The following is a 22,906-nucleotide window of genomic DNA, read 5'->3' on the forward strand; positions in this document are numbered from 1 at the left end:
GGCCGGGAGATCGGAGTGGCCCTTGTCGAAAAATCAAAAGATGGCTGCCTCACTGCTGCTTCGCCACCGTCTTCCCCTTGAGGAGGTTCGAGTAGTCGAGCAGGATGTTCTGCGCTTCCTTGAGCACGAGGTCATGCGCGGGAGAGTCGTCGATGGCGTCTTCTTCCTCGTCCGCATCGGCGGCGAGGTTGATCGGGCGGGCCTTCGGTTTGTAGAGGTCGGTGAGACCGGGTTTGTTGGAGTTCTTCACCGTGACTTCGTAGGTGGTCGGCTCCGGGGTGGCGCGGGCGAGGCGTTGTTTTTTCAACTCCTCCACGCGGGCCTTGAGAACGGCCTTTTCCTGCTTGCGTTTGTCTTCGTTGAGCGAGACGGACTTCTCATCGCGCAGCTTGCGGTAGCGTTCGATCTCGGACTTGAGGTCCGTGAAATCCTCGTCCTTCGCGACGCGCTCGGTGGAGCGGCTGCGGAGGGTGTCGATCGAGGCGGTGACGCGGTTTGCCGGAGTGAACTTCGCGGCGGCGATGGTGTCCCAGGGCAGGGGATTCTTCAGGTCGGACTCGCCGATCTCCGGCATGTCGGTGAGCGAGGGGATCACGATGTCCGCCTTGACGCCTTCGAGCTGGGTGGATTTGCCGCTGGGGCGGTAGAACTTGCTGATGGTCACCTTCAGCACTCCGGGATCGCTGCCCGGGACGATGCCCTCGCTCTGCATGATGCGGGAGAGCGGGACGATGGTCTGCACGGTGCCTTTTCCGAAGGTCGATGTATCGCCGACGACCACCGCGCGGCCGTAGTCCTGAAGGGCTCCGGCAACGATCTCCGAGGCGGAGGCGCTGAAGCGGCTGGTCAGCACGACGAGCGGACCGTCGTAGAGCACCTGGTCATCCGTGTCTTTTCCGACTTCCGTGCGGCCCTGCATGTTGCGGGTCTGGACCACGGGGCCGGACGGGATGAAGAGACCGGTGAGGTCGATGGCTTCCTGCAGCGAGCCGCCGCCGTTCTGACGGAGGTCGAGGATGATGCCGGTGACGTTCTCCTGCTTCAGCTTGTTGATGATGCGGGCGACATCCGCGGTGCAGGAGGTGGGGCCGCTTTTCGCGGTGCCCTCGCCGGCGTAGAACGCGGGCAGGTCGATGATGCCGATGCGCTGCTTCTGGTCGTCGCCGGACGGCAGGTCCATCACGCGGGCCTTGGCCTGCTGGTCCTCCAGCTTGATCTCCTCGCGGACGATGCTGATGGATTTGCGGACGGATTCATCCGCCGCCTTCGCCGGGATGATGTTGAGGTAGACGGTGGTGCCTTTCTTGCCACGGATCATCTCCACGGCCTTCGGCAGCGGGAGGTCGATGAGGTCGGTGTATTCGTCACCCTGTTTCTGGGAAACCCCGATGATGCTGTCTCCGGGCTTGATGAGACCGCTGCGGTCGGCGGGGCCGCCGGGCACGAGTTCCGCGACCTTGCAGTAGCCGTCCACCGAGCGGAGCGTCGCGCCGATGCCGGTGAGCGAGAGGTTCATCGAGGTCTCGAAGCTCTTCGTCTGCTCCGGGCCCATGTAGTCGGAGTGGGGATCATAGACCTGGGCGAGCGACTCAAGGTAGATTTCCAGGACCGCCTTGTCATCGAATTTCCGCATGGTGTCCGCGATGCGCGAAGAACGGTTGCCCAGTGTTTTCTGGATCTGTTCCTCCTTTTTGCCCGCGAGCTTCTCCTGCAGATACTCGTAGCGGAGCTGCTGGGTCCAGATCGCCTTCGCGGCGGCGATGTCCGCGGGATGAGGCGCGTCCTTGCGGTCGTAGTTGAAGGTCTCGTCGCCCGTGAAATCGAATTTTCCGGTTTTCAGCATGTCGGAAATGAAGGCCACCCGCTCGTCGAGGCGTTCCAGGTATCGCTTGAAGATGGTATGGGCCAGGCTGGAATCTCCGTCGCTGCGGGTCGCATCCGCGAGTTTCGCGCGGGATTTGGCGAATTCGTCGATGTCGCTTTGGAGGAACACCATGCGGTTGCCGTCGAGGGTGTCGAGGTAGCGGTCGAGGAATCTGCCGGCGAGCTTCTCGTCCAGCTCCTGGTGGGCGAACTGCGACTGCTCGAGGATCTTCGAGGTGAGCATGGTGGTCGCCGCATCGGTGGCCTTGGCGTCCAGCGGTTCCGGGTCACCGAAGAGGTTGAAGGCGCCGGACGTGGTAACGAGGGCGGCGCTGAGGGAGACTACCGGAACGATGGAGCGGCGGAGCAGTGGATTCATTTGGATGCTGGTGCGGGGCCGGAGGCCCGTTCTTTGGATATAACGCAACAAAAAGCGGGAACTGTCTTGGAAATCGATGGCGGGTGATTCCTGTTGCGGCGGGGATCGCCGCGGTTTCCTCATTGCACTCGTGACAATCGGCTGATTCCGCGCTGGAGCAACTGTTTATCCACCGCGGCGGAGACCGTCTCATCGAGGTAGACCGTGAAGTTTTCCTCGTCGAACTCGATGGAATGCCGCTCGCCGAGGTTGCCCTTGAACGCGTCCACCAGGCTCCGCATGTTCTTGATTTCCTTGCCGTTCACCTTCTTGACGATGAGGTTGCGCAGGCTTTCGTAGCCCACCGTGGCGGGGGTGGGGATGGAGCCGCTGAGGAAGATGATGCGGTCCACCCGGCCTTCGTATTTTTCCGGGTTTTCCATGGCATCGAGGAAATTCAGCGGCGCGCGGCTCTCCCAATTCTCGCCGAACGACTCCAGCAGCGGACGCGACAGCTCCTGGAAAACCAGGCCGCCCTTCAGCAGGAAATTCGGCGCCTTGTCGAAGCTGTAGCCCGGGACCAGCTTCGAGCTTTCCTCCTCGCGGGTGAGGGTGGCCTTGATTTCGAGCGGCTGGCCCTCGCGCAGCAGGGAGAGGGTCACGGTGTCGCCGGTGGATTTCGAACCCCGGATCAGGTGGCCCCAGAACAGGCTGCCGTAGTTCTCGTGCTGGTAGTAGCCGCGGCGGTCGATGTGCTGGCCGTCCACGGCGAGAAGGACGTCGCCTTTTTTCACTCCGGCGGTTTCGGCCGCGCCGCCCTTGCGCACGTTGTGGATGTAGAGGCCGCCCTGGTCGTCAGCGAGCTTCAGCCATTGGCGGAACGAATTGTCCTCGGTGCGGGCCACGGAAATACCCACGCTGGGAAATCCCTTGTAGTCTCCCGCGGCGGAGTCCTTGAGGAAACGGGCCACGATGTCCGTGGAAACCACGTCGCAGATCTGGTCCTTGCCGTTGTAGCTGATGAGCACGCCCGCGAGTTTCCCATCCTGCAGGACGGGCAGGGAATAGCTGCTTGCCGCGCTCTGCATGGAGCCCTTGAGCATGTAGGTGAGGAACGCGTGACCCGCGAGGAAATTGGAAGCCACATCCACGCTCTGGAGATTTCCCGGAGTCATCAGAGTCTGGCCGTTGTCCTCGATCTGCAGGATGTCGAGCACCTGCCCGATCTTCGGCGGCGAGGTGATCTCCAGCGGCACGGTGTTTTCAAACAGGATGTTGCCTTCCTTCTCGTCCACAGGGCCGAGCAGCGAGAGATTCGCCTCGTAATCCACGGCGATGACCTTCGCCTGCGCGAGATGGGTGCCGTCCGGTGATTCGAATTCCAGATAGGTGGCGTCCGCGACGAGTTCCGCCGTGGTGAGCACGCGCTGCGGTCCGACGATGGCGGCGAGCGCCCGGCGCGAGGCCGGCTCGTCCTTCTCCCACGGCTGTCCCGGATTCCAGGACTGCTGGGTCGAGTTGATCCGGACCACGGATTGCTTGATATCCTTCGGCGCGACCTTGATCACCGCAGGCTCCGCCGTGACGACTGGCGGAGGCGCGACCTCTGTGGTTGGAGCGGGCTTCGGACGTTCGCAGGCCGCGAGAGCCAGGAAAAGCGGGAGGGTGAGGAGAGGGCGCATGGATGGTTTGTTGAAAATTGAGGTGTCGATCGTAGGAGAAAGCCTGGCGGATGGCTCGATCAAGCGCATCATGGGATGGATTGTTTCCGGGCTTCAGTCTCTTTTACGGTGGGCTCCAAAGTTCGGGCTGCGGGAATTATGTCTGATTACCTGGATGCGGATCCGATCGTCAAGATTTTGGAACAGAATGTGATATGGGAACCTGCTCATATTGTGACGCCTCAGTCCGGATGGATCAAAATGATGGGAATCCGGCTCTGCCTGGATTCTTGAGAGTGCGGACAAAAGTTCGTTCCAGAAGCGGGATGCCACGTTCTCGGAAGCGCTCTCCAAATAGTATCGCATTGCCTCGTGGATATCTCGCTGGACGCTGGGATGGTAACGGAGCGGCTTCAAGATTTCCGGAAGCGTTCAAGCCCCGCAAGCAGTTCGTCGTGGGAAATATCCTGAACCATGCCGCTGTCCGTTTCCACCAGCCGTCTGGCGACCTCCTCATCGCTCACGTCGTAGTCGGACGTTCCGAATTCCTCAAGAAGCCGTCCGATGAGCTCTCCTTGCATCGGGCGGGACAGATGTCGCGCTTCGGTGCAGATTTCTTCCACGTTCATGCGTTCAGGATAAGTCAAGCTGGCTGGAAGGAAAGGCGATTTCTTGGCTGACAGCACGCCTCATCCGGCCGCTGGAGAGGATGTCCACCGCACGTGGCGTTCAGGAGGAACGCGCTCCTTCCGGCGGTGGCCGACGGGGCTCCGTCATTGGGGCGGCCAACCGGAAATCACTTCAGACCCAGCACGTCCTGCATGTCATACAGCCCCACCGGCTGGTCCTCCAGCCAGCAGGCGGCGCGGACGGCACCGGCGGCGAAGGTCATGCGGGAGGATGCCTTGTGGGTGAGTTCCACGCGCTCGCCATCCGCGGCGAAGAGCACGGTGTGGTCGCCGACCACGTCGCCACCGCGCAGGGTGTGCATGCCGATCTCACGCGGCTTGCGCGGGCCGATGTTTCCGAAGCGTCCGTGCGCGATGTCGTCCTGGTAGGAGGTGTTCGTCTCCTCGTTGAGGATTTCCAACAGGCGGCGCGCGGTGCCGGAGGGCGAGTCGATCTTGTGCTTGTGGTGCATCTCGGTGACCTCGATGTCGAAGCGGTCCTGCGTGAGGATGCGCGAGGCGAGGCGGGTGAGCCAGAAAAGCGTGTTCACCCCCACAGAATAGTTCGCGGCGTAGACGATGCGGATGGACTTCGCCGCCTCGTAGATAACCTGGCGCTCGGCATCCGTGTGGCCGGTGGTGCCGATGACGAGGCTGGTGCCGTGTTTCAACGCGGCCTCCACGACGGCGGTGGTGAAGGAATGCACCGTGAAATCGATGGCGCAGGTGGCCTTGGAAAATGCCGCGTCCAGATCTTCTCCGGCATCGTGGGTGGCGGTGACGGGCACGCCCGCGAGCTTCGCGGCTTCGATGATGGTGTGGCCCATGCGGCCGGACTTTCCAGTGACGAGGAGGTTTGGCATGTTGGTGAAGGAAAATTGAAGTGTGCGATCAGTCGTCTTCGAAGATCATTTGCTCAAGCTTGATTTTTCTCGCCCGGGCCGCGGCGATCTCGGCCTGGGGACCCTTGAAGGATGCGATCTTCTGTGCGACGGAGATGGCGGTCTGCCAGCGCTCCGCTTTTTCCAGCAGGGCGAGAGCGCCGAATCCGCAGCGTTCGAAGTATTCCCACTCCGTCGGCGGGGTGGTGGTTTCAAGCACCGAATAATAGGCTTGGAAGGCTTCCTTCTCGCGGTTTTTTCCCGGGTTCTTGGGATCGGGAAGCTGCTCCAACGTGGTGCCGCGCAGGTATTGCAGGCGGTTCAGCAGCGAGGGCTGGCTTCTCGCATGGGCCAGCAGCCTGTCATAAACAGCCAGCGCCTCGACCATGGAGGACTCGTTGCTGCTGCCCTGGGCATAGAGGGCCTCGCCCAGCAGGAGACCGGCGGGAAGCTGGAGGGGATCATCCTCCGGCAGGGTCTTGATCCACTTGCCGAGAAACGCGGAGGCCTCGGGCAGGCGGTACATGTCGATGAGGAAGGAGGCTTTCTCCAAGGTGGCGATGGCTTTCAGCGGTCCCTTGGATTCGCAGGCCTTGTCGAAGCAGACGAGCGCCTCTTCCTTGGACTGCGGGGTGCCGCCGAGCGCGGCGGAGCGGGCGGTGAGCAGCCAGGCGGCCTGCGCGCGGTCGGGATCGGTGTCGGTGGTGGCGAGTTTTTGAAACACCAGGCGGGCGTCATTGTAGCTGCCTGCCTGGAACTGGTTCCGTCCAAGCGTGAAGGCGGCTTCTGCGGCGACCGGATCGCCCGGGTAGGTGTCCATGATCGCCTGGGCCTGCGCCATCGCCGCGGCGGAATCGTGGGTGAGATCCGCCATCCTCATCCGCATCAGGGCCAGCCTGGGGGGCGGGAGCGCGGCGGATTTTTCCGAGGAGGCCTCGAGCGCGTCCAGATGGATTTTCGCGAGCGCCACGTCCGGAGCCGTGCCCGAGAGCGCGGCTTCCGCCACGGCGAGCCGGGCTTCCGCCGCCCTCGGATGGTCGGGGAACCGCTTGAGAAATTCTTCCAGCAAGGGAGCGGCGGCCGCCGGTGGGGTGGTGGAAAGGGCGCGCTCCAGCTCCAGATCCGCATCAAGCTCCTGGTCGGGAGCGGTGTTCTGGTTCTGGATGAGGTGGACTTTTCCGCCCTCTCCGCTGTGGAGGCGGGCGATGGCCGCCTGCAGTCTCGCCGTCCTCGCTTCCGGCGCGCCGAGCGATCGCGCGGCTTCCTCGAACAACTGGATCGCCAGTTTGGGATCGCCCTTCCGATAGGCGGCGCGGGCTTCGAGAAACGCGGCCTCGCCCTTGAGTTCCGTGGAATCCGCGGTCTGCCGCAACGTGTTGAGCAAGGAAAACGCCTGCTCGCTGTCCCCCTCGTCCAGCAGCCAGCGGGCGGACTGGTAGAGCGACCGGGTGGCGAGAAAATGCCCGGGATGCTCGATCCGCAGGCGGTTGAAAAGCAAATGTGCCTCCGCCTTCGTCTCGGTCGTGCCGATGCGGTGCAGACCGATGGCGCGGGCGTAAATCGAGAAGACCAGCCGGTCGGTCAGGCTGGAGGGCGTTTCATAGGTGGGCCACGCCGCGACGGCCGAGCCGGAGGCAGGCGTGGCGATGGATGAGATGGGCGGCAGCAGCGGGGGAGTGATCCACAATGCCAGCCGCTCCAGCACGGGGTCCGTCGTCGCGGGTTTTTCCGGCAGCCACTGGAGGATCCTGCCGAACATGGTGTCCAGCAACGGGGAGCCCGGATGGTCCTGGATGAAGGCGAGCAGCGACTTCGCGGCGTCTTCGGCTTTTCCTCCGGCCGCGACGGCGTCCGCCAGGCCGATGGCCGCCGCGTGGTAGTGCGCGAGCGTCTGGCCGTCCGCGTGGTTCAGCAGCTCGCGGAACGCCGCTTCCGCTTCCGCCGGATGATCCTCCTTCAGGAGGAGCTGGGCATTGAGAAAGGAGGCGAGAGGCTGGTCCTCCGCGGTGATGTCCGCGGTCTCCGGCATCGCCGCGCGGGCGGGGGCGGCGCGGCCGAGATCGAGCAGGATTTCCACCTGATAGAGGCGGATGCGCGCGGCGGTTTTCTCATCCGCGCCGGGAATGAGTCCCGCGAGCGATCCGAGCGCGGCTTCCGGCTGGTCGAGCGCAAGCCGCAGGCTGGCCAGCGTCAGTCCGGCCTCCGTACGATGCGCCGCCGCAGGATTTTCCAGAAGGTGGGAAAAGAGGTCCGCCGCTTCGGCGAAACGTTTCTGGCCCGCGAGCGCCTGTGCTTTCCAGAAAAGCGCCTCCGCGTTTTTTTCCACGAAGGATTGCTCCAGCAGCTCGAGCGCGGCGGAGGGATTTCCCTCGCGCACCAGCGACTCCGCGAGGCGGATGCCGATCCGGGACTTCACCCCGGGTGTGAGTCCGGGAGCCGCGAGGCAGTTGCGGAAATGCAGTTCCGCCATCTCCCACAGCCCGTCCGCGAGCGCCGCCTCGCCCTTGCGCTCGTGGTCCGCGAACGCGTCCGCCCCCTGCCCTCGCACGGGCGAGAGCAGCAGGAGTGGAAACAGGGGCCAGAACTTCATCGGACGGACAGGAAGCTAGAAGGGGACTTTCCCCATGACCAGCCCGGATCATTGAAAATCCTCCGGGCTGAGGAACCGCGGGAAGCGCCTCGGGCGGACGGGCCGCGCCGTGGCCAGGCCCGTGGGCGTGGATCATCGATACAGCCGGGCAAAAAAAGAGGCGGACCCCGTCGCGTGGAATGACTTCCGCGCTCCGGTTTCCGCCTCCGGGGAGGGTGGCCCAGATGAGAAGCTCAGATGAACTCGTTCAAGAGTCCCTCGATCATTTCCTGGCGACCGCTGGCGACCATCGGCTCGGGGTTGGCGAGGGCGTATTGCTCCAGTCCTGCGAGGGTGGTTTTTCCGGCCTCGACTTCGGCTCCGACACCGCTGTCCCATGTCTTGTAACGCTCGGCGATGAATTGGTCGATGCGTCCGTCCGCGCGGATGGCGGCGGCGGTTTTCAGGCCGCGGGCGAAGGCGTCCATGCCGACGACGTGGGCGTGCACGAGGTCCACGGGTTCCCAGGACTCGCGGCGGCGTTTCGCGTCGAAGTTGAGTCCGCCGGTGGTGAAGCCGCCCATTTTCATGAGCACCAGCATCGTCTGGGTGGTGAGGTAGAGATCGGTCGGGAACTGGTCGGTGTCCCAGCCGACGTTCGGCGTGCCCATGTTCGCGTCGATGCTGCCGAGCGCGCCGGCCTCGTAGGCGACGGTGAGCTCGTGCTCCATCGTGTGGCCCGCGAGGGTCGCGTGGTTGGTCTCGATGTTGAGCTTGAAGTGTTCGAGCAGGTCGTATTCGCGGAGGAAATTGAGGCAGGCGGCGGAGTCGGAATCGTATTGGTGGGTCGTCGGTTCCTGTGGTTTCGGCTCGATGTAGAACTGGCCCTTGAAGCCGATTTCCTTCTTGTAATCCACCGCCATGTGGAGGAAGCGGGCGAGGTGGTCCAGCTCGCGCTTCATGTTCGTGTTGAGCAGGGTGGTGTAGCCCTCGCGGCCGCCCCAGAACGTGTAGCCCTCGCCGCCGAGGCGGTGGGTGACCTCCATGGCTTTCTTCACCTGTGCGGCGGCGTAGGCATAGACCTGCGCGTTCGGGCTGGTGGCTGCGCCCTGCTGGTAGCGCGGGTGGACGAAGAGACAGGCGGTGCCCCAGAGAAGCTTCTTGCCGGTGCGCTTCTGCTCCTCCTCCAGCACGTCCGCCACGGCGTCCAGCGCCTTGTTGGACTCGGAGAGGGTGGCGCACTCGGGAGCCACGTCGCGGTCATGGAAGCAGTAGTAGTCGATGCCGACCTTGTCGATGAAGTCGAAGAACACGCGGGCGCGGTTCTGGGCGTTGGTGATGGATTCCGTGCCATCGTCCCACGGGTGGGAAGCGGTGCCGGAGCCGAAGGGATCCGCCCCCGTGCCGCGCATGGTGTGCCAGTAGGCGCAGCCGAAGCGGAACCACTCGGACATGGTTTTTCCGGCGACGACCTCGCCGGCGTTGTAGTGCTTGAAAGAAAGCGGGTTTTTTGAACCCGGGCCTTCGTATTTGACGGCTTCACAGGGGAATAAGCTCATGATAATGGGTTGGTTCGGTTGGTTGGCTCGGTGCCGCAGCATGCGCGACTCATTGCAAGCTAGCGCAGATTCCGCTGGCATTGCTACCGTAAATTCCGGTAGCTTCTTGATGAAATGCGACACGTCAAACCCGAGATTTCCCGCCGCATCGCCGTGGTGCAGTCGTCCGTGAACGTCCGCCGTCTGACGCCCGGCCTCGCTCCTTTCGCGGGCATGGGCTATGATTTCTGGATCATCGACCTCTACCGGCAGAGGGATCTTCTGCTGGCAAGCCTGGCGGAATGGAAACCAAGCGCCATCGTGACGGAGTGGCATCCGGGACTCACGGAAGAACTCGTCGCGCTGGGCTGCCCGGTCATCCTCGTGCCGTCCGACCAGCCCGTGGAGGGAGTCCATCACGTCGACATCGACGACGTGGCGATCGGCAGGCTTGCGGCGGAACACCTGGTATCCCGCGGCTATCAGAACTTCGCCTTCGTTGGCAGGGGGGACGCCCACTATGCGAAACAACGGCTGGAAGGGTTCCGGTCCGTCGTGGGCGAGTGCGCCGTCTACTGGGAGGAATTCCGCGACTGGCGGCAGTATGATGAATACTGGCGCGATCCGGACGAGGACATGGTCGGCTGGCTCGCGGCGCAGGCGACCCCCCTGGGGCTTTTCACCGCGCACGATCCCACGGGGCGGCATGTGCTGGAGGCGGCCGCACAGATCGGCCTGGAAGTCCCGTTCGCCCTCGGCGTGATTTCCGCGAATGACGACGAGACCGTCTGCGAGATGGCCCGGCCCGCCCTCTCCAGCATCCGCCTGCCATGGCGCCGGCTCGCGGCGGAGGCGGTGCTCACCATCGAGGCGATCTGGGAAGGGAAAAATCCCACCTCGCCGGTCCTCGTACCGCCGCTCGACATCGTGACGCGCGGCTCCAGTTCCTATGAAGCGGTGAGCGACCCGGTGGTGCGGCGGGCGATGCAGCTTCTGGTGGAGCAGATTTCCACCATCCTCTCGGTGGAAGACTGGGCCGGCCGGACGGGCGTCTCGCGCCGGGTGCTGGAGCGGCGGTTCCAAGGCGCGCTCGACCGCTCGCCCCATTCCATGATCCAGCACGAACGCATCGAGCGGGCGAAAAAACTCCTCACCACCACCGACCTGCCCGTCGCGATCATCGCCGAGCGCTGCGGTTTCCAGAGCAACGAACGCCTCACGGTGAATTTCCGCGAGATCGTCGGCACCCCGCCCGCGACCTACCGGCGCGACGCCCGCCGGAAGCCTTCATGACGCCCGGTGGTCAACCGGCGGTGTGTGACGAAAGTGCCCCCGGGAATCGAAAAAATCACGAAGACAGTTGGCATGGGCGGTGCTATTTCCCCCGCGTCGCGACACAAGGCGGTTCGACTGAGATGCCTCCATGGTTAATGGGTTTTCCTGTGAGGATGATCAGTCGGACCGCTTCATTTTTCTGAATTTAAACGGAGGCGGAAAATGAAACGAGGTGAGATGCCGCTCGTTTTCTGCCTAAGCCTCGATCTTGAAAAAAACTGGGAAGGCTTTCCTTCCGTCGGCGGGCGTGAAATAGTCCTTCCGCCTGATGAATTCCGAAACTCTCAAGTCCCTGATCGCTTCCGGTGAAATCGACCGTGTCGAAATGACCCGTTCCACGAAGGATGTGGACAAGTTCAGGGAAGCAATCTGCTCCTTTTCCAATGACATGGCGGGCAGGGGAGAGCCCGGTTATCTGCTTATCGGAGTTGATGAGAGAGATGCTACATTTCGTCTTCCGATCACCGACGAGCTTCTTCAACAATTCGCCTCATATCGTTCGGACGGTCAGATTCTCCCGCTTCCAGTGCTGAACATCTCAAAAGTTCCTCATCCGGATGGTGATGGAGATGTTCTGGTGGTGCAGGTGACGCCACACGACATGCCTCCGGTCCGTTACCGCGGGCGCGTCCACATCCGTGTGGGGCCGCGCAAGGACACTGCGAGCGAGGCCGAAGAAAGGATCCTGATGGAGCGCCGCGCCGCTAATTTCCCCACGTTCGATGCGACCCCGTGCCCGGAAGGTGAATTGAAGCGCTTGGATGTGGAAACATTCCGCCAGACCTATCGACCACATGCGGTGGCGGAAGAGGTGATCGCCGAGAATCACCGCACCGTGAAGGAGCAGCTTGCCGCCCTACGTTTTTTCAACCTCAGGCGGGACTGCCCCACGAATGCCGGGATGCTGATGTTCGCCTACGATCCGCTGGACCTTTTTCCCGGAGCAAAGATCCAGTTTGTTCAATTCGACGGAGAGGATCTGGCTGACGAAGTGGTTGCGGAGAAAACATTTACGGGGAGCCTGATTACCGTCTTGTCGGAAATGGACAGCTTCCTCAAAGGACGCTTCACGCAAAAGCCGGTCGCCATCTCAGATTTGCGCGAGCAGGCGGTTTTTGATTTTCCTCCGGATGCGATCCGCGAACTTCTCATGAATGCGGTGCTGCATCGTGATTATCAATCGACAAGCCCCGTACGTTTTTATCAGTTCGCGGATCGGATCGAGATCCAGAATCCGGGAGGGCTTTATGGTGAGGCTTCGCCTCAGAATTTTCCGGGCGTGAATACCTACCGGAATCCGATCATCGCCGAGGCGATGCATGTGCTGGGATATGTGAATCGCTTCGGAAGGGGGGTGATGCGCGCCAGACGCGCGTTGGAAGAGAATGGAAGCTCTGAACCAATCTTCAAGTTTGAGACGCATCATTTCCTTTCCTGCATTCCCAAGCATCCGCAAAGATGAAAACGTTGGCATTTTTCAATAACAAGGGCGGGGTGGGAAAGACCACGCTGGTTTATCACCTCGCATGGATGTTCGCGGACATGGGGAAGCGGGTGCTCGTCGCCGATCTCGATCCTCAGGCAAATGTGACGTCGATGTTTCTCGAAGAATCCGAGTTGGAAAAGCTCTGGGACCCGGACGTTGATAGCAAGCAAAGCATCATGGCTCCCATCAGTCCGCTGATCAGGGGCCTGGGTGACATCGGGCCGGCACCGGTTCGTTCGATCTCCAGCAGATTGCGACTGATCCCGGGGGATCTGAATCTCTCCAGTTTTGAATCAAAACTTTCGGAAGCCTGGATCAAGTGCCTGGATCGGGACGAAGCGGCTTTTCGGATCACAAGCGCGTTTCACCGCCTGATACGGATCGCCGCACGGGATTTTGATGCGGACATCATTCTGATCGATGTTGGCCCGAACTTCGGAGCGATCAATCGTTCGGCGCTCATTTGTGCGGATGCGGTGGTGGTGCCTTTGGCACCCGATCTATTTTCCATCCAGGGGTTGATGAATCTTGGACCTACGTTGCGCCGTTGGAGGGAGGAATGGCTCGAACGGAGATCGAAGAATCCCGAAAAATCCCTCGATCTTCCAATAGGGAACATGACCCCCTTGGGATATGTCATCCTTCAGTTCGGAATCAGGGACAGCCGGCCGGTGAAGGCATATGATAAATGGTCCCAGCGGATTCCCGAGGTGTTCAGCAAGTCTGTGTTGGGCGATGGGGAACAACTGTCGCTGGATGATTCCAGCGGACACTGCCTCGGGCTCCTCAAGCACTATCGCAGCCTCATGCCGATGGCGATGGAGGCGAGAAAGCCGATATTTCATCTGAAGGCGGCGGATGGAGCGATCGGCGCCCACAGTTCGAGCGTCAAGGATTGTGAAAAGGATTTTAGCAAACTGGCTGACGCGATTCTCTCAGGCTTCTGAAATCCGGGGGCACCATCTACTCCGGCTGTTCGGTCCGCAGCCTGGTGGAAGCCGTGGCCTTCTTCTCCGCGCGGAGGTGCAGCGAGTCTTTCCAACTGGTGGACAGGAGGGGGCATTCGGAGAGGCTGCGGGCGGCGTCGGTGTCCTGCTTGTCGTGATGCATGATCCGGTTGCAGCGCGCGACGGTCCATCCGGGGAACGGGCGGTCGATGAGGGTGAGGGCATCGCCCGGCCGGACATGGCCGTGGCGGAGGACACGGAAGTAAAAGCCGGTGAAACCGGTGGTCTCGACCTGGACGGCGAGGTCCTTCACCTGCCAGCGGCGGGCGAGTTTCCAGCAGGGCTGGCGGGGTTGGGAGATCTGGACCTCCGCCTCGCCGAGGGAGTAGCGGTCGCCGATGCAGGCTCCGGTTTCGAGAAGTCCGTGGAGTGTCAGGTTCTCGCCGAAGGCACCGTGCGGCAGATCCGGCAAGGCGAGGGTTTTCCGCCAGTGGTCGTAATGCTCGGAAGGGTAGACGCAGACGGCTTTCTCCGGGCCGCCGTGGTGCTTGCGGTCGGCCTGTTCGTCACTGCGGAAGCCTTCGTAGCCGAGCCAGCGCGGGCCGGACTGGGGCTCCTTGTGGAAGCCGGTGGCCCATGGCTTGTCCCACCATTCGCCGGATTGTCCGGATTCGATCTGGCGGACCGGACCGAGGTGGAGGGCGAGGACGTGGATGTTGCTCATGGGGAGGCGGGGTGGTCGAGGTTGAGCTGGCGCACCTGGTCGAGGAGCGCGGCGAGTTTCCTGCCGGAATCCGTCAGATCATAGTCCACATGGGCCGGGAGGCCGGGGTGCTCCGTGCGGACCAGCACGCCGAAGACGACGAGCTTGCGCAGGCGTTCGTTCAGCACCTTGGTGGAGATGCCGGGGATGAAGCGTTCCAGTTCTCCTGGACGCTTGATTTCCTGCGCCACGGCGGCGACCACGGAGGAGCTCCACTTGCAGCCGATGACATCCTCGAAGCGGTGGTAGTTCGTGCGGTCGCTCAGCGGGATGAACTTCGGCTTTCCGGATGGCATGCCACCAGAAGACAGAGGGGAGCGGATGGTGTCGAGAGGGAACCTTTTGGTAACCCCCCCGGAGGAAAGTGCCCTGTTCGCGAAAACGGGATGCGGTGGATGATGGCGGCGCGACACGAAATCCGATCGCGACCCAATAACCGAAAAACAAATCATCATCATGAAAACGACTGCCACCTTCTACCATGCCGGTTGCCCTGTCTGCGTGGAGGCCGAACAAAGTGTCGCCCTCTCGCTGGATCCCGCCCGCTTCGATGTCGAAATCGTCCATCTCGGCGACCAGGCCGGGCGCGTGGGCGAAGCGAAGGCGGCGGGCGTGAAGTCCGTGCCCGCGCTGGTGCTGGGCGGGGTTCCGTTCCACATCAACTTCGGTGCCGCCATCGAGGCGCTGGGCTGATGCATCACCGGTCCCGTTTCCTCTCCGTGGGGAAACGGGGCTTGGTGCCGGGGTCACTCGACGACCGGCAGGAATTCCGGCAGGCTCCCGGCCACTCCGGCCAGCCGGGGATTGGCTTCCCAGTTGTCCCGATTGTTGAAAATCCTGCCGAGCAACCGCTCCAGGTAATCTCCACCCGTCCCTGCCGATGGCGTGATCCGCCGCAGCCGGTCTTCCTTGGTCGTGGCGTCCACCACCCACGACGAGGCGAGACGGCTGTCCACCATCCCTTTTTTACTGCCCCATGTGCGGGCCTCCGGCAGGCGCAGGTCCCCGATCCACGCGCCCTTCGCGTGGGGGCGTGCGATCCACCAGCCCTGTGTCGCGGCGGCGAGTGTCTTCATCTCGCGCAATTCCGCCACGCCGGCCATGGCTTCCGTGCTTTTTTGATAGATCGTCCACCGCACCGGATGGTCCGCAGGCTCGAACACGCTGCGGTAACCCACCTGGAATTCGTCGCCACGGTCCAGCACGGACCGCCACAGGAAGATGTTGAACGGGGTGGGGGACTCCATGCGCCGCACCCATTTCGTTCCACGCCGTGCCAGGTCCGCCTCGAATCCCGCCGACGCACGCCACTGCATGCCCGCCGCCAGCAGGGCGTAGCCCGCGCTCAACCCCAGCCCCCAGGCCAGCAGCTTCCGTCGTTTCGATGCGGGTGCGGGGGCTGTTTTCCTGCCCCGTTTTTTCCCCGGCTTTTCCATGGGCAGGCATGCGAGCCACACCGCGGTGACCACCAGCGGTCCGGAGAACCAGAAGTCCGTCCGATGCAGGATGCCGAACGCCACCCGGCCGCCGGGAACAGGCCATAAAAACGAGACGCCTTCCACCGTGAACCCATCCACCAGGACATGCGCCCACCACACCGCCAGCACGAAAAAAGCCGCCTCGGACCGTGAGACCTTCTCCCGTTTCCAAACCTTTTCCAGTCCGCGCGCCGCCCACCATGCGCCCAATCCGGTGATGATCAGCGAATGGCCCAGCCCGCGCCCGCATGCCAGCTCCCGCGCCGTATCCAGGAATGGAGAAACCAGCAACTCGAACAGCTCGGGAACCAACCCGAACAACGCCCCCCACACCAACGCGAGCTTTCCCAGCTTCCTGCCCATCATCATCTCGCCGATGATCGCCCCCAAAGCTGCCTGCGTGATCCAATGCACGCCGCCGACCATGCCTGAATTTTTTCATTCGGGAACTCCGAAACACGACCGGTCCTCAATTCGGACGGTGGTTTGCGAGGTGTCCTACGGAATCCATGGAACCGATGTCCCGGCTCACGGGAAAAAGCACCGTTCCGCATTTCCGCGGGTCAGTTCCGCCAGAGCTTCGCCGGACATTCCCAATGATCCTGCCAAGGCCTCGCCGATGGCTGCCAGATTCGCCGGGTGGTTGTGGTTTTCCGGCAGCGGATGACTGATGATCTCCGGCGGCGGAAGCATGTCCGGGGCGTCGGTTTCCAGCAGGATGCGGTCCTGTGGAAGCTGGCGGAAAACCTCGATCACGGCGGATTTCCGAGGTTGGAGGAAATACCCGGAAAATGAAAAGTAGGCCCCCAGCGGGATCAAACGCCGGGCGATCTCGATGCTGCCGCCGAAGGAATGCATGAGGAAACGCGGCGGAGGCGGATCCTCCTTGAAAATCTCGAAGAGTTCGCCCCATGCCTTCAGGCAATGGATGGTGACGGCGCGATCCATCTCCCTGCCAAGGCGGAGCTGGTCGATGAAGACGGGCCGCTGGATTTCCAACGGTGGGGTGGAAACCCACTGATCCAGTCCGCACTCGCCGATGGACGCCTGCGGATGTTTCTCCAACAGCCCGGCCAGACGATCCTGCCAGCCGGGAGTGGCGGTGTGGGCGTGCCACGGATGGATGCCGAAAGCGGGCGCGACGAAATCCGGATGCGCGAGGGACAGGGTCTCCACCGCATCCCAGTCGGCCTCGCGGGTGGCGTTGACGATGCAGCGGGCCACGCCGGCGGCCTTCATCGCCGCGACGACCGGAGCCGCATCGCCCAGCCGGGGATCCTGGAGGTGGTTGTGGGCGTCGGTCCAGAGTGGCATGGGCTGGTGGCAGGCTGGACCGGGAACGGGCTCCGATCAATGGCGAAGCTGGGAAACGTCAGCGCCACACCCCTTTGGATATTTTATCGTTGTCGGTGATTGTCGGGGTCACGATTTTGAGGATTCACCTCCAACGCGCCAAGGTCTCGAAGGAGGATGATGGATGAAGCTAGCTTGGGGGCTCAATTTATGGTGTCTGGAAGGATTGCGCGATTATTACGGGTTGGTTGTGCTTGATGATCGGAACTTGTCTTGAACAATATGATTTTCGAGTAGGTCGCCAAACATCCGCATCAGTTCAATTGTTTTGGTGGTGACGCTTTCTAAATCGCTCATGTCGATCATTATATCCTCACCGTGAGCTATGGAGTTGCGTCGCTTGAGGAGTAATAAGTCGATGAATGTTTCGTGCTCCAAAAAACTCGCGCTGGATATCCCACAAACTAAGCAAATCGACTCGAAAATTTTAAAATTCAGATTGGATTGGGTGTTGATTAAATCGGAATGGACCCTTTTGAATTGCTTGTCGTTCGAATCAAGTATCTCGTCTATGAGCAAGCTGCGTTCCGTAAAGCTGCCCTTTTTTGCGTTCATTGCTGCAAGCGGTGGTAGAAATCGGTTCCTGGTAAACTGTCTATCAAGTTGATCAAATCTAAGCTTTTTTAATGTTATGTGCTCCATGTATTTGGATGCTGCCGCCTTTACGTAGCCCTCCCAATGTGCATAGCACAGAGTTATAAGGCCGCGTAGCAATACTTTCCTTAGGATTGGGTCAGCACGTTTGATAGCGGTCTTCAATTCTCCGATTTCCCGTATTCTCCAAGTTCTATCATCGGCAAGGATTTGGACGAGATTTTCAATGCTGTAAGGTTTGCTCATGGTGCGAACCAGTTTTTCCCGAAATCAACAGTCCTTTGGATTCGGGTGGTTCCCCGTAATCCAAGGGAGGTGAATTTCGATAAATCAGGCTGAGACCAAAATTCTTCAATTCTGCTTCTAACGAAGTCGGCAGGTGATGGCAGATTGTTTATTCTTTTCAAATTCTTGCCGACTCCGACCGCGATCGCTTCTAAGCCTACAAGGCCAACTTTGCCAGTATGAGATGAGCCGGTGAATTTTCGTAACGCGTTTTTTCCGGCGGCGTCTTTCAGTAGTTTGTAGGTTTGTGTGATCTGGTTAAATGCCCTAATGCTTGGAATCTTATTCGCTAATTTAACAATTCCATCATCAATATATTCCTCCACGTCAAGTTTTCCGTCGTAAGGCATATTAACATGAACAAGAAAGCGGACCGCGAACTCCATGTTTCTTTGTTTTCTAATTTGTTCCTTTGATACATTCATGACTTCTAGGAAATCCCGCGTCTCTGAAGCGCTTCTGACTGCATCAAAAAAATGTCGATTAGACATTACCATGATACAGTTGCGCAGTTCTTGAGCGTTTGCTTGAGTTCCCCCAGCATTGAGCCTTTGGAAGAGGTCGAACTTTGTTTGATTGTCGCTCGGCCTCTTCAGTATTTCCACTCCAAGTCGACCTCTTCGAATAGCAAGCTGCGCGGCCTTGTCGAGCGCTATTTGGTCTGATTCATCTATGCCGTCACCTGCAATTTCAGGCGATTTCTCCCAGACGACATTGTGAAGAGATGGGAGATATTTTGTTCCGTCCAGAATGGAGGGAGTCCTCAATTTTCCGCTCTCATCACGCAGAATGCCCATGAATTCGAAAATGGTGGAAATTCTTTGAAGCCCATCGATAAGCTCCCATTCTCCTTCTGCTGTTTCAAATACAAAGATTGAGGGCAAAGGAATGCCTAACAAAATTGATTCGATCAGTTTGGATTTTTGGCTGATTTCCCAGCGGAATAAACGTTGGAAATCTGGATCGATTGTGATCTCGTCCCTTTCATACATGCTGACGATCTCGCCGATTGACATTTGATATGCATCAGTTCGGACGTGCCTCTGAGCCTTGGTAATTTCGTCGTTTAGCATTGTTACGTTCATTTGGAGGGAGGAACTATCGTTCCGAGCGCAAATTGCAAGGAAATCCGAGCATGCCGTCAGGGTCTTGGCGATTCCGAATCAGTTTCGGTCAGGCATGAATCCGGTATTTACTCATTCGGGTGTTGGACGTGAAACATCGGGGCTGATTGAATCGTTGTCGGAATTCCCTTTTCTCAAAAACCCATCCATCGCCCTGCCAGATGAATCTCCCGAACCGCCACCGACTGTTTCTCATCTCCCTGCTCGGGATAACCACCGCCCACGCGGCGGAGACGGAGCTGCTCTATCTCTCCGGCCATGGTCCCAAGGATGCGGTGCCGTGGGACTTCACCGTGACGAAGGGTCGGCGCGCCGGAGAGGCCACGACCATTCCGGTACCGTCCAACTGGGAGCAACATGGCTTCGGTTCATACAATTATGGCGAGAGCCCGGGCGGAAAGGCGGACGAGCACGGCATCTACAAGACCCGCTTCACCGTGCCGGAAAACTGGAAGGGACGGCGCGTCCGCATCGTGTTCGACGGGGTGATGACGGACGCCGCGGTGAAGGTGAACGGAAAACCGGCGGGGCCGGTGCATCAGGGCGGGTTCTACCGGTTCCGCCATGACATCACCAAGCTGTTGGAACCCGGGAAGGAGAATGTCCTGGAGGTGGATGTCTCGAAATGTTCGGCGGACCCGCTGACGGAACGCGCGGAACGGAACGCGGACTATTGGGTGTTCGGCGGGATCTTCCGCCCGGTGTTCCTGGAGGCGGTGCCGGAGCAGCGCATCGAACAGGTGTCGGTGAACGCGACGGCGGACGGGGTGTTCAAGGCGAACGTGGATTTCGGAAGCCTGCGGGAGTCCGCCCTGCTCGAGGCGCGGCTCTACGATGCGGCGGGCAAGCCGGTGGGGGATGTTTTCTCGGCTGAGATTCCGGGAGGCGGTGCCAGCCGGGTGAGCGTGGAGACAAAGGTCCCGCAGCCCGCGCTGTGGACGGCTGAGACGCCGCAGCTTTACACCGTGAAGTTCGCGTTGAAGAAGGGGGGCTCCGACATTCATGAAGTCACCCAGCGCTTCGGTTTCCGCACCATCGAGGTGAGGAAGGGCGGCGGGATTTTTCTCAATGGCGAACGCATCCTGCTCAAGGGAGTCTGCCGCCACAGCTTCCGTCCGGAAACGGCGCGCGCCCTCGACAAGGAGTCCTGCTACGACGACGTGCGGCTGCTGAAATCCATGAACATGAACGCGGTCCGGATGAGCCACTATCCGCCGGATGTGGCGTTTCTGGAAGCCTGCGACGAACTCGGATTGTATGTCATCAACGAGCTCAGCGGCTGGCAGAACGCGCATGGCACGGAGATCGGCCGCAAGCTGGTCCGCGAGATGGTGACGCGGGATGTGAACCACCCGTGCACGCTCTTCTGGGACAATGGCAACGAAGGCGGCTGGAACCGCGAATTGGACGGGGACTTCCGGCTTTACGATCCCCAGGACCGCACCGTGCTGCATCCGTGGGAGGCCTTCAATGGCGTGGACACGAAGCACTACCCATCGTTCGCGGACCTGACAAAACGCCTCGCCGGTCCGAACACGGTGATGCCGACGGAAATGATCCACGGTCTCTTCGACGGCGGCGCGGGTGCGGGACTGGAGGATTACTGGAAGGCCATCGCCGCGTCACCATTCGGCGGCGGAGGTTTCATCTGGGTGCTGGCGGACGAGGGCATCATGCGGACGGACCAGGAAAACCGCATCGATGTCTTCAGCACCTACGCGCCGGACGGCATCGTGGGGCCTCGCCATGAGAAGAAGGGGAGCTATCATACCGTGCGCGATGTCTTTTCGCCCGTCCAGGTAGCCGCACCGGTGCTGGATGCCTCGTTCGATGGCAGGCTCACGGTGAGGAACCGCTATGATTTCCTCTCCCTCGAGGGCTGTCATTTCGAGTGGCGGTTGTTGCGTTTTCCCAAGGCGTCCGACCGTGGTGGCAAGGAGGAGGTCCTGGGTCATGGGAAGCTGGACGCTCCCGGGATTCCCGCTGGGAAAGACGGCGACCTTCAACTGGCCCTGCCCGCCGACTGGCGGAAATCCGATGCGCTCGCGCTGGTGGCCACGGACAGGAACGGCCAGGAGTTATGGACGTGGACATGGGCGACGCCCGCGCAGGCCGGGGATGGCGCTTCCCAAACGGAGCCATCAGGAAAGGTCGCCGCCGTCACCGGGGACGCCGGAATTTCGCTCACTGCGGGTGAGGTGACCGCGTCGTTCGACAAGGACGGCCGGCTCGCCAATTTCAGCCGGGACGGCAAGGCCTCGTCGCTGTGCGACGGACCGCGCGTGGTGTTCGCAAGACCCGCGAAGGGAGACATCCGGTGGGAGGATGCCAGTCTCACCGCCGGACCGGACGGTGGGATGCTATGGAAACCGGAGACTCCCCGGATGCTGAATCTTCTTGAGATCGATCTGGGTCTTCCGAGGCAGATCAACTGGGCGGGATTCAAGTTGGAAATCTCACCCGATGGCGAAAAGTGGAAGACCATCTACGATGCCACACGCCGCAACAACGACGGCAATGGCTACGAGTTCCCGCCGCAGATGGTGGCGGCCGTGAGGCTTTCTAACTTCCGTCAGGTGGACGGCGGACAACCTGCGGTCAAGCGGCTGCGCGTGGCCTGGCAGGCGGAACGGTTCCCCGCCGCCGCGACCTCGCCTCCGACGGTGACCACCGGTGCGGACTGGCTGGAAAGCGTCGCGGCGGATGGTTCGCAGCGTTTCCGCTGGACGTTGGCGGGATCGGGAGACCTCCGGCTGGACTACTCCTACACGCTCGACGGCGAGTTCACCTATCATGGCATCACCTTCGATCACGCGGAAGACACCTTCCAATCCGTGAAATGGCTCGGGGAAGGGCCCAGCCGTGTCTGGCAGAACCGCCTGCGCGGCACGACACTGGGCGTGTATGAAAAGCAACGGAACGACATCCAGCCGGGCGTGTCGTGGGATTTTCCCGAATTCCAAGGCTTCTTCGCCGACATGCGCTGGGCGCGGTTCGAGACATCGGCGGGGCCGCTCACGGTTTCCAGCCCGCAGCCCGGGACCTATCTCCGCATCGGCACCCCGAGGATCAGCCACCCGTTCACGACCGTGGCGTTTCCGGCAGGGGATCTTTCATTCATGAAGGCGATCCCGGCGATCGGTTCGAAGTTCCTCACACCCGCGAACTCCGGCCCCTCCGGCCAACCCGCGAAGGTGGCGGGGCGGCAGGACGGTTCGCTGGTGTTCCGCTTGGGCGAGTGAGATCCCGCGGCACCCCGGGGGGCCTCATCTCACCCCGCGCGGTGCCACCTTTTTCGGGCTGTCGAAGGCGACATCCGTGATGGAAAGCCTGCGGCCTCCGTTGTTCGGGTCGCAGGTGGCCACCTGCATCTTGCGGAGGGTCCAGACGTTGTCCGCGACCTTCATCACGTCCTCGACCTGGAATTCCTTCACCAGTCCGCCGTTCTTGTCATGGCCGCGGATGCGCATGAAGGCTCCGAACTTGGTGTGGACCCAGACGTAGACCACCTCGTAGCGGCCGGAGGCTCCTTTCGGCTTGTCCACCCGCAGCTTGTAACACGGTTGTCCGCCGACGTCCTCCGTGCCTTCGAGTTTGGGATTCGGCCAATAGAAGAAGCGCAGGGCGAGGTCCTCGTAGGTGAGATCCGTCCCGGCGATGGGCTGGACGATCTTGTCCGCGGGAAACTCGGTGGTCTTGCCGTTGATGATTTCGAACAGGTTGAAATTCTCATCGCCGATCCGCATGTGGAAGATCCGCCAGGGACCCTTGTTTTCGGAAAACTGGAACTGGATGTCCTTGCCTTTGAGAAAGAGGGTGATGGGAACGTTCGCACCGCTTTTTTTGAGATTTCCGCTGAGTCCCTCGTCGAGCTTGGTGAGGGTGGCGGAGATGCGGGCCCCTTCGAGGATCTGCTGCGCGGACGGCTGCTGGGCGGAAGCGCTGGCGACGAGCGAGATGGCGAGCGCCGCGGCAGGAAAGAATGATTTGAAATTCATGGTGA

Annotated in this window: 19 protein-coding genes; 5 read left to right on the plus strand and 14 right to left on the minus strand. The window is 61.1% G+C overall.

What is annotated here, in order from left to right:
- Nucleotides 1-49: 49 nt before the first annotated feature.
- The 7 genes from JIN84_RS00645 to xylA form a co-directional block, all read right to left on the minus strand.
- Nucleotides 50-2,242, minus strand: coding sequence for a carboxy terminal-processing peptidase (locus tag JIN84_RS00645; RefSeq protein WP_200349077.1), 2,193 nt, complete (start codon nt 2,240-2,242; stop codon nt 50-52).
- A 119-nt stretch (nt 2,243-2,361) separates the two neighbouring features.
- Nucleotides 2,362-3,975: a S1C family serine protease gene (locus JIN84_RS00650; protein ID WP_200349078.1), complete on the minus strand. Its 1,614-nt coding sequence runs from the start codon at nt 3,973-3,975 to the stop codon at nt 2,362-2,364.
- A 21-nt stretch (nt 3,976-3,996) separates the two neighbouring features.
- A complete protein-coding gene (locus JIN84_RS23515) occupies nt 3,997-4,299 on the minus strand; it encodes a type II toxin-antitoxin system RelE/ParE family toxin (RefSeq protein ID WP_200349079.1) in 303 nt (100 codons plus the stop codon).
- Nucleotides 4,296-4,511, minus strand: coding sequence for a hypothetical protein (locus JIN84_RS00660; protein ID WP_200349080.1), 216 nt, complete (start codon nt 4,509-4,511; stop codon nt 4,296-4,298). The genes JIN84_RS23515 and JIN84_RS00660 overlap by 4 nt, the downstream gene beginning before the upstream one ends.
- A gap of 167 nt (nt 4,512-4,678) precedes the next feature.
- Nucleotides 4,679-5,413, minus strand: a complete 735-nt coding sequence (gene dapB / locus JIN84_RS00665; protein ID WP_200349081.1) for a 4-hydroxy-tetrahydrodipicolinate reductase — start codon at nt 5,411-5,413, stop codon at nt 4,679-4,681.
- Nucleotides 5,414-5,441: 28 nt separating this feature from the next.
- On the minus strand, nt 5,442-8,021 hold the full coding sequence (locus tag JIN84_RS00670; protein ID WP_200349082.1) for a tetratricopeptide repeat protein: 2,580 nt from the start codon (nt 8,019-8,021) through the stop codon (nt 5,442-5,444).
- 233 nt (nt 8,022-8,254) lie between these two features.
- Nucleotides 8,255-9,559 (minus strand): xylose isomerase, encoded by a 1,305-nt coding sequence (gene xylA / locus JIN84_RS00675; protein WP_200349083.1) that lies wholly within the window; start codon nt 9,557-9,559, stop codon nt 8,255-8,257.
- Between the two features lie 114 nt (nt 9,560-9,673).
- On the opposite strand from xylA, the gene JIN84_RS00680 reads away from it, so the two are divergent.
- The 3 genes from JIN84_RS00680 to JIN84_RS00690 all read left to right on the plus strand — a co-directional run bounded on the left by JIN84_RS00680 (nt 9,674) and on the right by JIN84_RS00690 (nt 13,306).
- Entirely contained in the window at nt 9,674-10,831 is a 1,158-nt protein-coding gene (locus tag JIN84_RS00680; protein ID WP_200349084.1) for a substrate-binding domain-containing protein, read from the plus strand.
- Between the two features lie 310 nt (nt 10,832-11,141).
- Nucleotides 11,142-12,335 (plus strand): ATP-binding protein, encoded by a 1,194-nt coding sequence (locus JIN84_RS00685; RefSeq protein ID WP_200349085.1) that lies wholly within the window; start codon nt 11,142-11,144, stop codon nt 12,333-12,335.
- Nucleotides 12,332-13,306, plus strand: coding sequence for a ParA family protein (locus tag JIN84_RS00690; protein WP_200349086.1), 975 nt, complete (start codon nt 12,332-12,334; stop codon nt 13,304-13,306). Before JIN84_RS00685 ends, JIN84_RS00690 begins: the two co-directional genes overlap by 4 nt.
- Nucleotides 13,307-13,322: 16 nt before the next feature.
- On the opposite strand, the gene JIN84_RS00695 is transcribed toward JIN84_RS00690, so the two are convergent.
- Nucleotides 13,323-14,030: an MOSC domain-containing protein gene (locus JIN84_RS00695; RefSeq protein WP_234043110.1), complete on the minus strand. Its 708-nt coding sequence runs from the start codon at nt 14,028-14,030 to the stop codon at nt 13,323-13,325.
- On the minus strand, nt 14,027-14,365 hold the full coding sequence (locus tag JIN84_RS00700) for a winged helix-turn-helix transcriptional regulator (RefSeq protein WP_200349087.1): 339 nt from the start codon (nt 14,363-14,365) through the stop codon (nt 14,027-14,029). The genes JIN84_RS00695 and JIN84_RS00700 overlap by 4 nt, the downstream gene beginning before the upstream one ends.
- A 160-nt stretch (nt 14,366-14,525) precedes the next feature.
- Between JIN84_RS00700 and JIN84_RS00705 the strand changes: the two genes are divergently transcribed.
- Nucleotides 14,526-14,762 carry a thioredoxin domain-containing protein gene (locus tag JIN84_RS00705; protein ID WP_200349088.1) on the plus strand — a complete coding sequence of 79 codons (237 nt, stop codon included), beginning with the start codon at nt 14,526-14,528 and terminating at the stop codon, nt 14,760-14,762.
- Nucleotides 14,763-14,815: 53 nt separating this feature from the next.
- On the opposite strand, the gene JIN84_RS00710 is transcribed toward JIN84_RS00705, so the two are convergent.
- The 4 genes from JIN84_RS00710 to JIN84_RS00725 all read right to left on the minus strand — a co-directional run bounded on the left by JIN84_RS00710 (nt 14,816) and on the right by JIN84_RS00725 (nt 18,795).
- A complete protein-coding gene (locus JIN84_RS00710; protein WP_325099538.1) occupies nt 14,816-15,961 on the minus strand; it encodes a metal-dependent hydrolase in 1,146 nt (381 codons plus the stop codon).
- Between the two features lie 114 nt (nt 15,962-16,075).
- Nucleotides 16,076-16,861: a TatD family hydrolase gene (locus JIN84_RS00715; RefSeq protein ID WP_200349090.1), complete on the minus strand. Its 786-nt coding sequence runs from the start codon at nt 16,859-16,861 to the stop codon at nt 16,076-16,078.
- 216 nt (nt 16,862-17,077) lie between these two features.
- Entirely contained in the window at nt 17,078-17,740 is a 663-nt protein-coding gene (locus tag JIN84_RS00720; protein WP_200349091.1) for an MAE_28990/MAE_18760 family HEPN-like nuclease, read from the minus strand.
- Nucleotides 17,737-18,795, minus strand: a complete 1,059-nt coding sequence (locus JIN84_RS00725) for a DUF262 domain-containing protein (protein WP_200349092.1) — start codon at nt 18,793-18,795, stop codon at nt 17,737-17,739. Before JIN84_RS00725 ends, JIN84_RS00720 begins: the two co-directional genes overlap by 4 nt.
- A gap of 269 nt (nt 18,796-19,064) precedes the next feature.
- Between JIN84_RS00725 and JIN84_RS00730 the strand changes: the two genes are divergently transcribed.
- On the plus strand, nt 19,065-22,145 hold the full coding sequence (locus JIN84_RS00730) for a glycoside hydrolase family 2 TIM barrel-domain containing protein (protein ID WP_200349093.1): 3,081 nt from the start codon (nt 19,065-19,067) through the stop codon (nt 22,143-22,145).
- Between the two features lie 24 nt (nt 22,146-22,169).
- On the opposite strand, the gene JIN84_RS00735 is transcribed toward JIN84_RS00730, so the two are convergent.
- On the minus strand, nt 22,170-22,901 hold the full coding sequence (locus tag JIN84_RS00735) for an outer membrane lipoprotein-sorting protein (protein ID WP_200349094.1): 732 nt from the start codon (nt 22,899-22,901) through the stop codon (nt 22,170-22,172).
- Nucleotides 22,902-22,906: the final 5 nt, after the last annotated feature.

Source organism: Luteolibacter yonseiensis (genome assembly GCF_016595465.1).
Taxonomy (GTDB): domain Bacteria; phylum Verrucomicrobiota; class Verrucomicrobiia; order Verrucomicrobiales; family Akkermansiaceae; genus Luteolibacter; species Luteolibacter yonseiensis.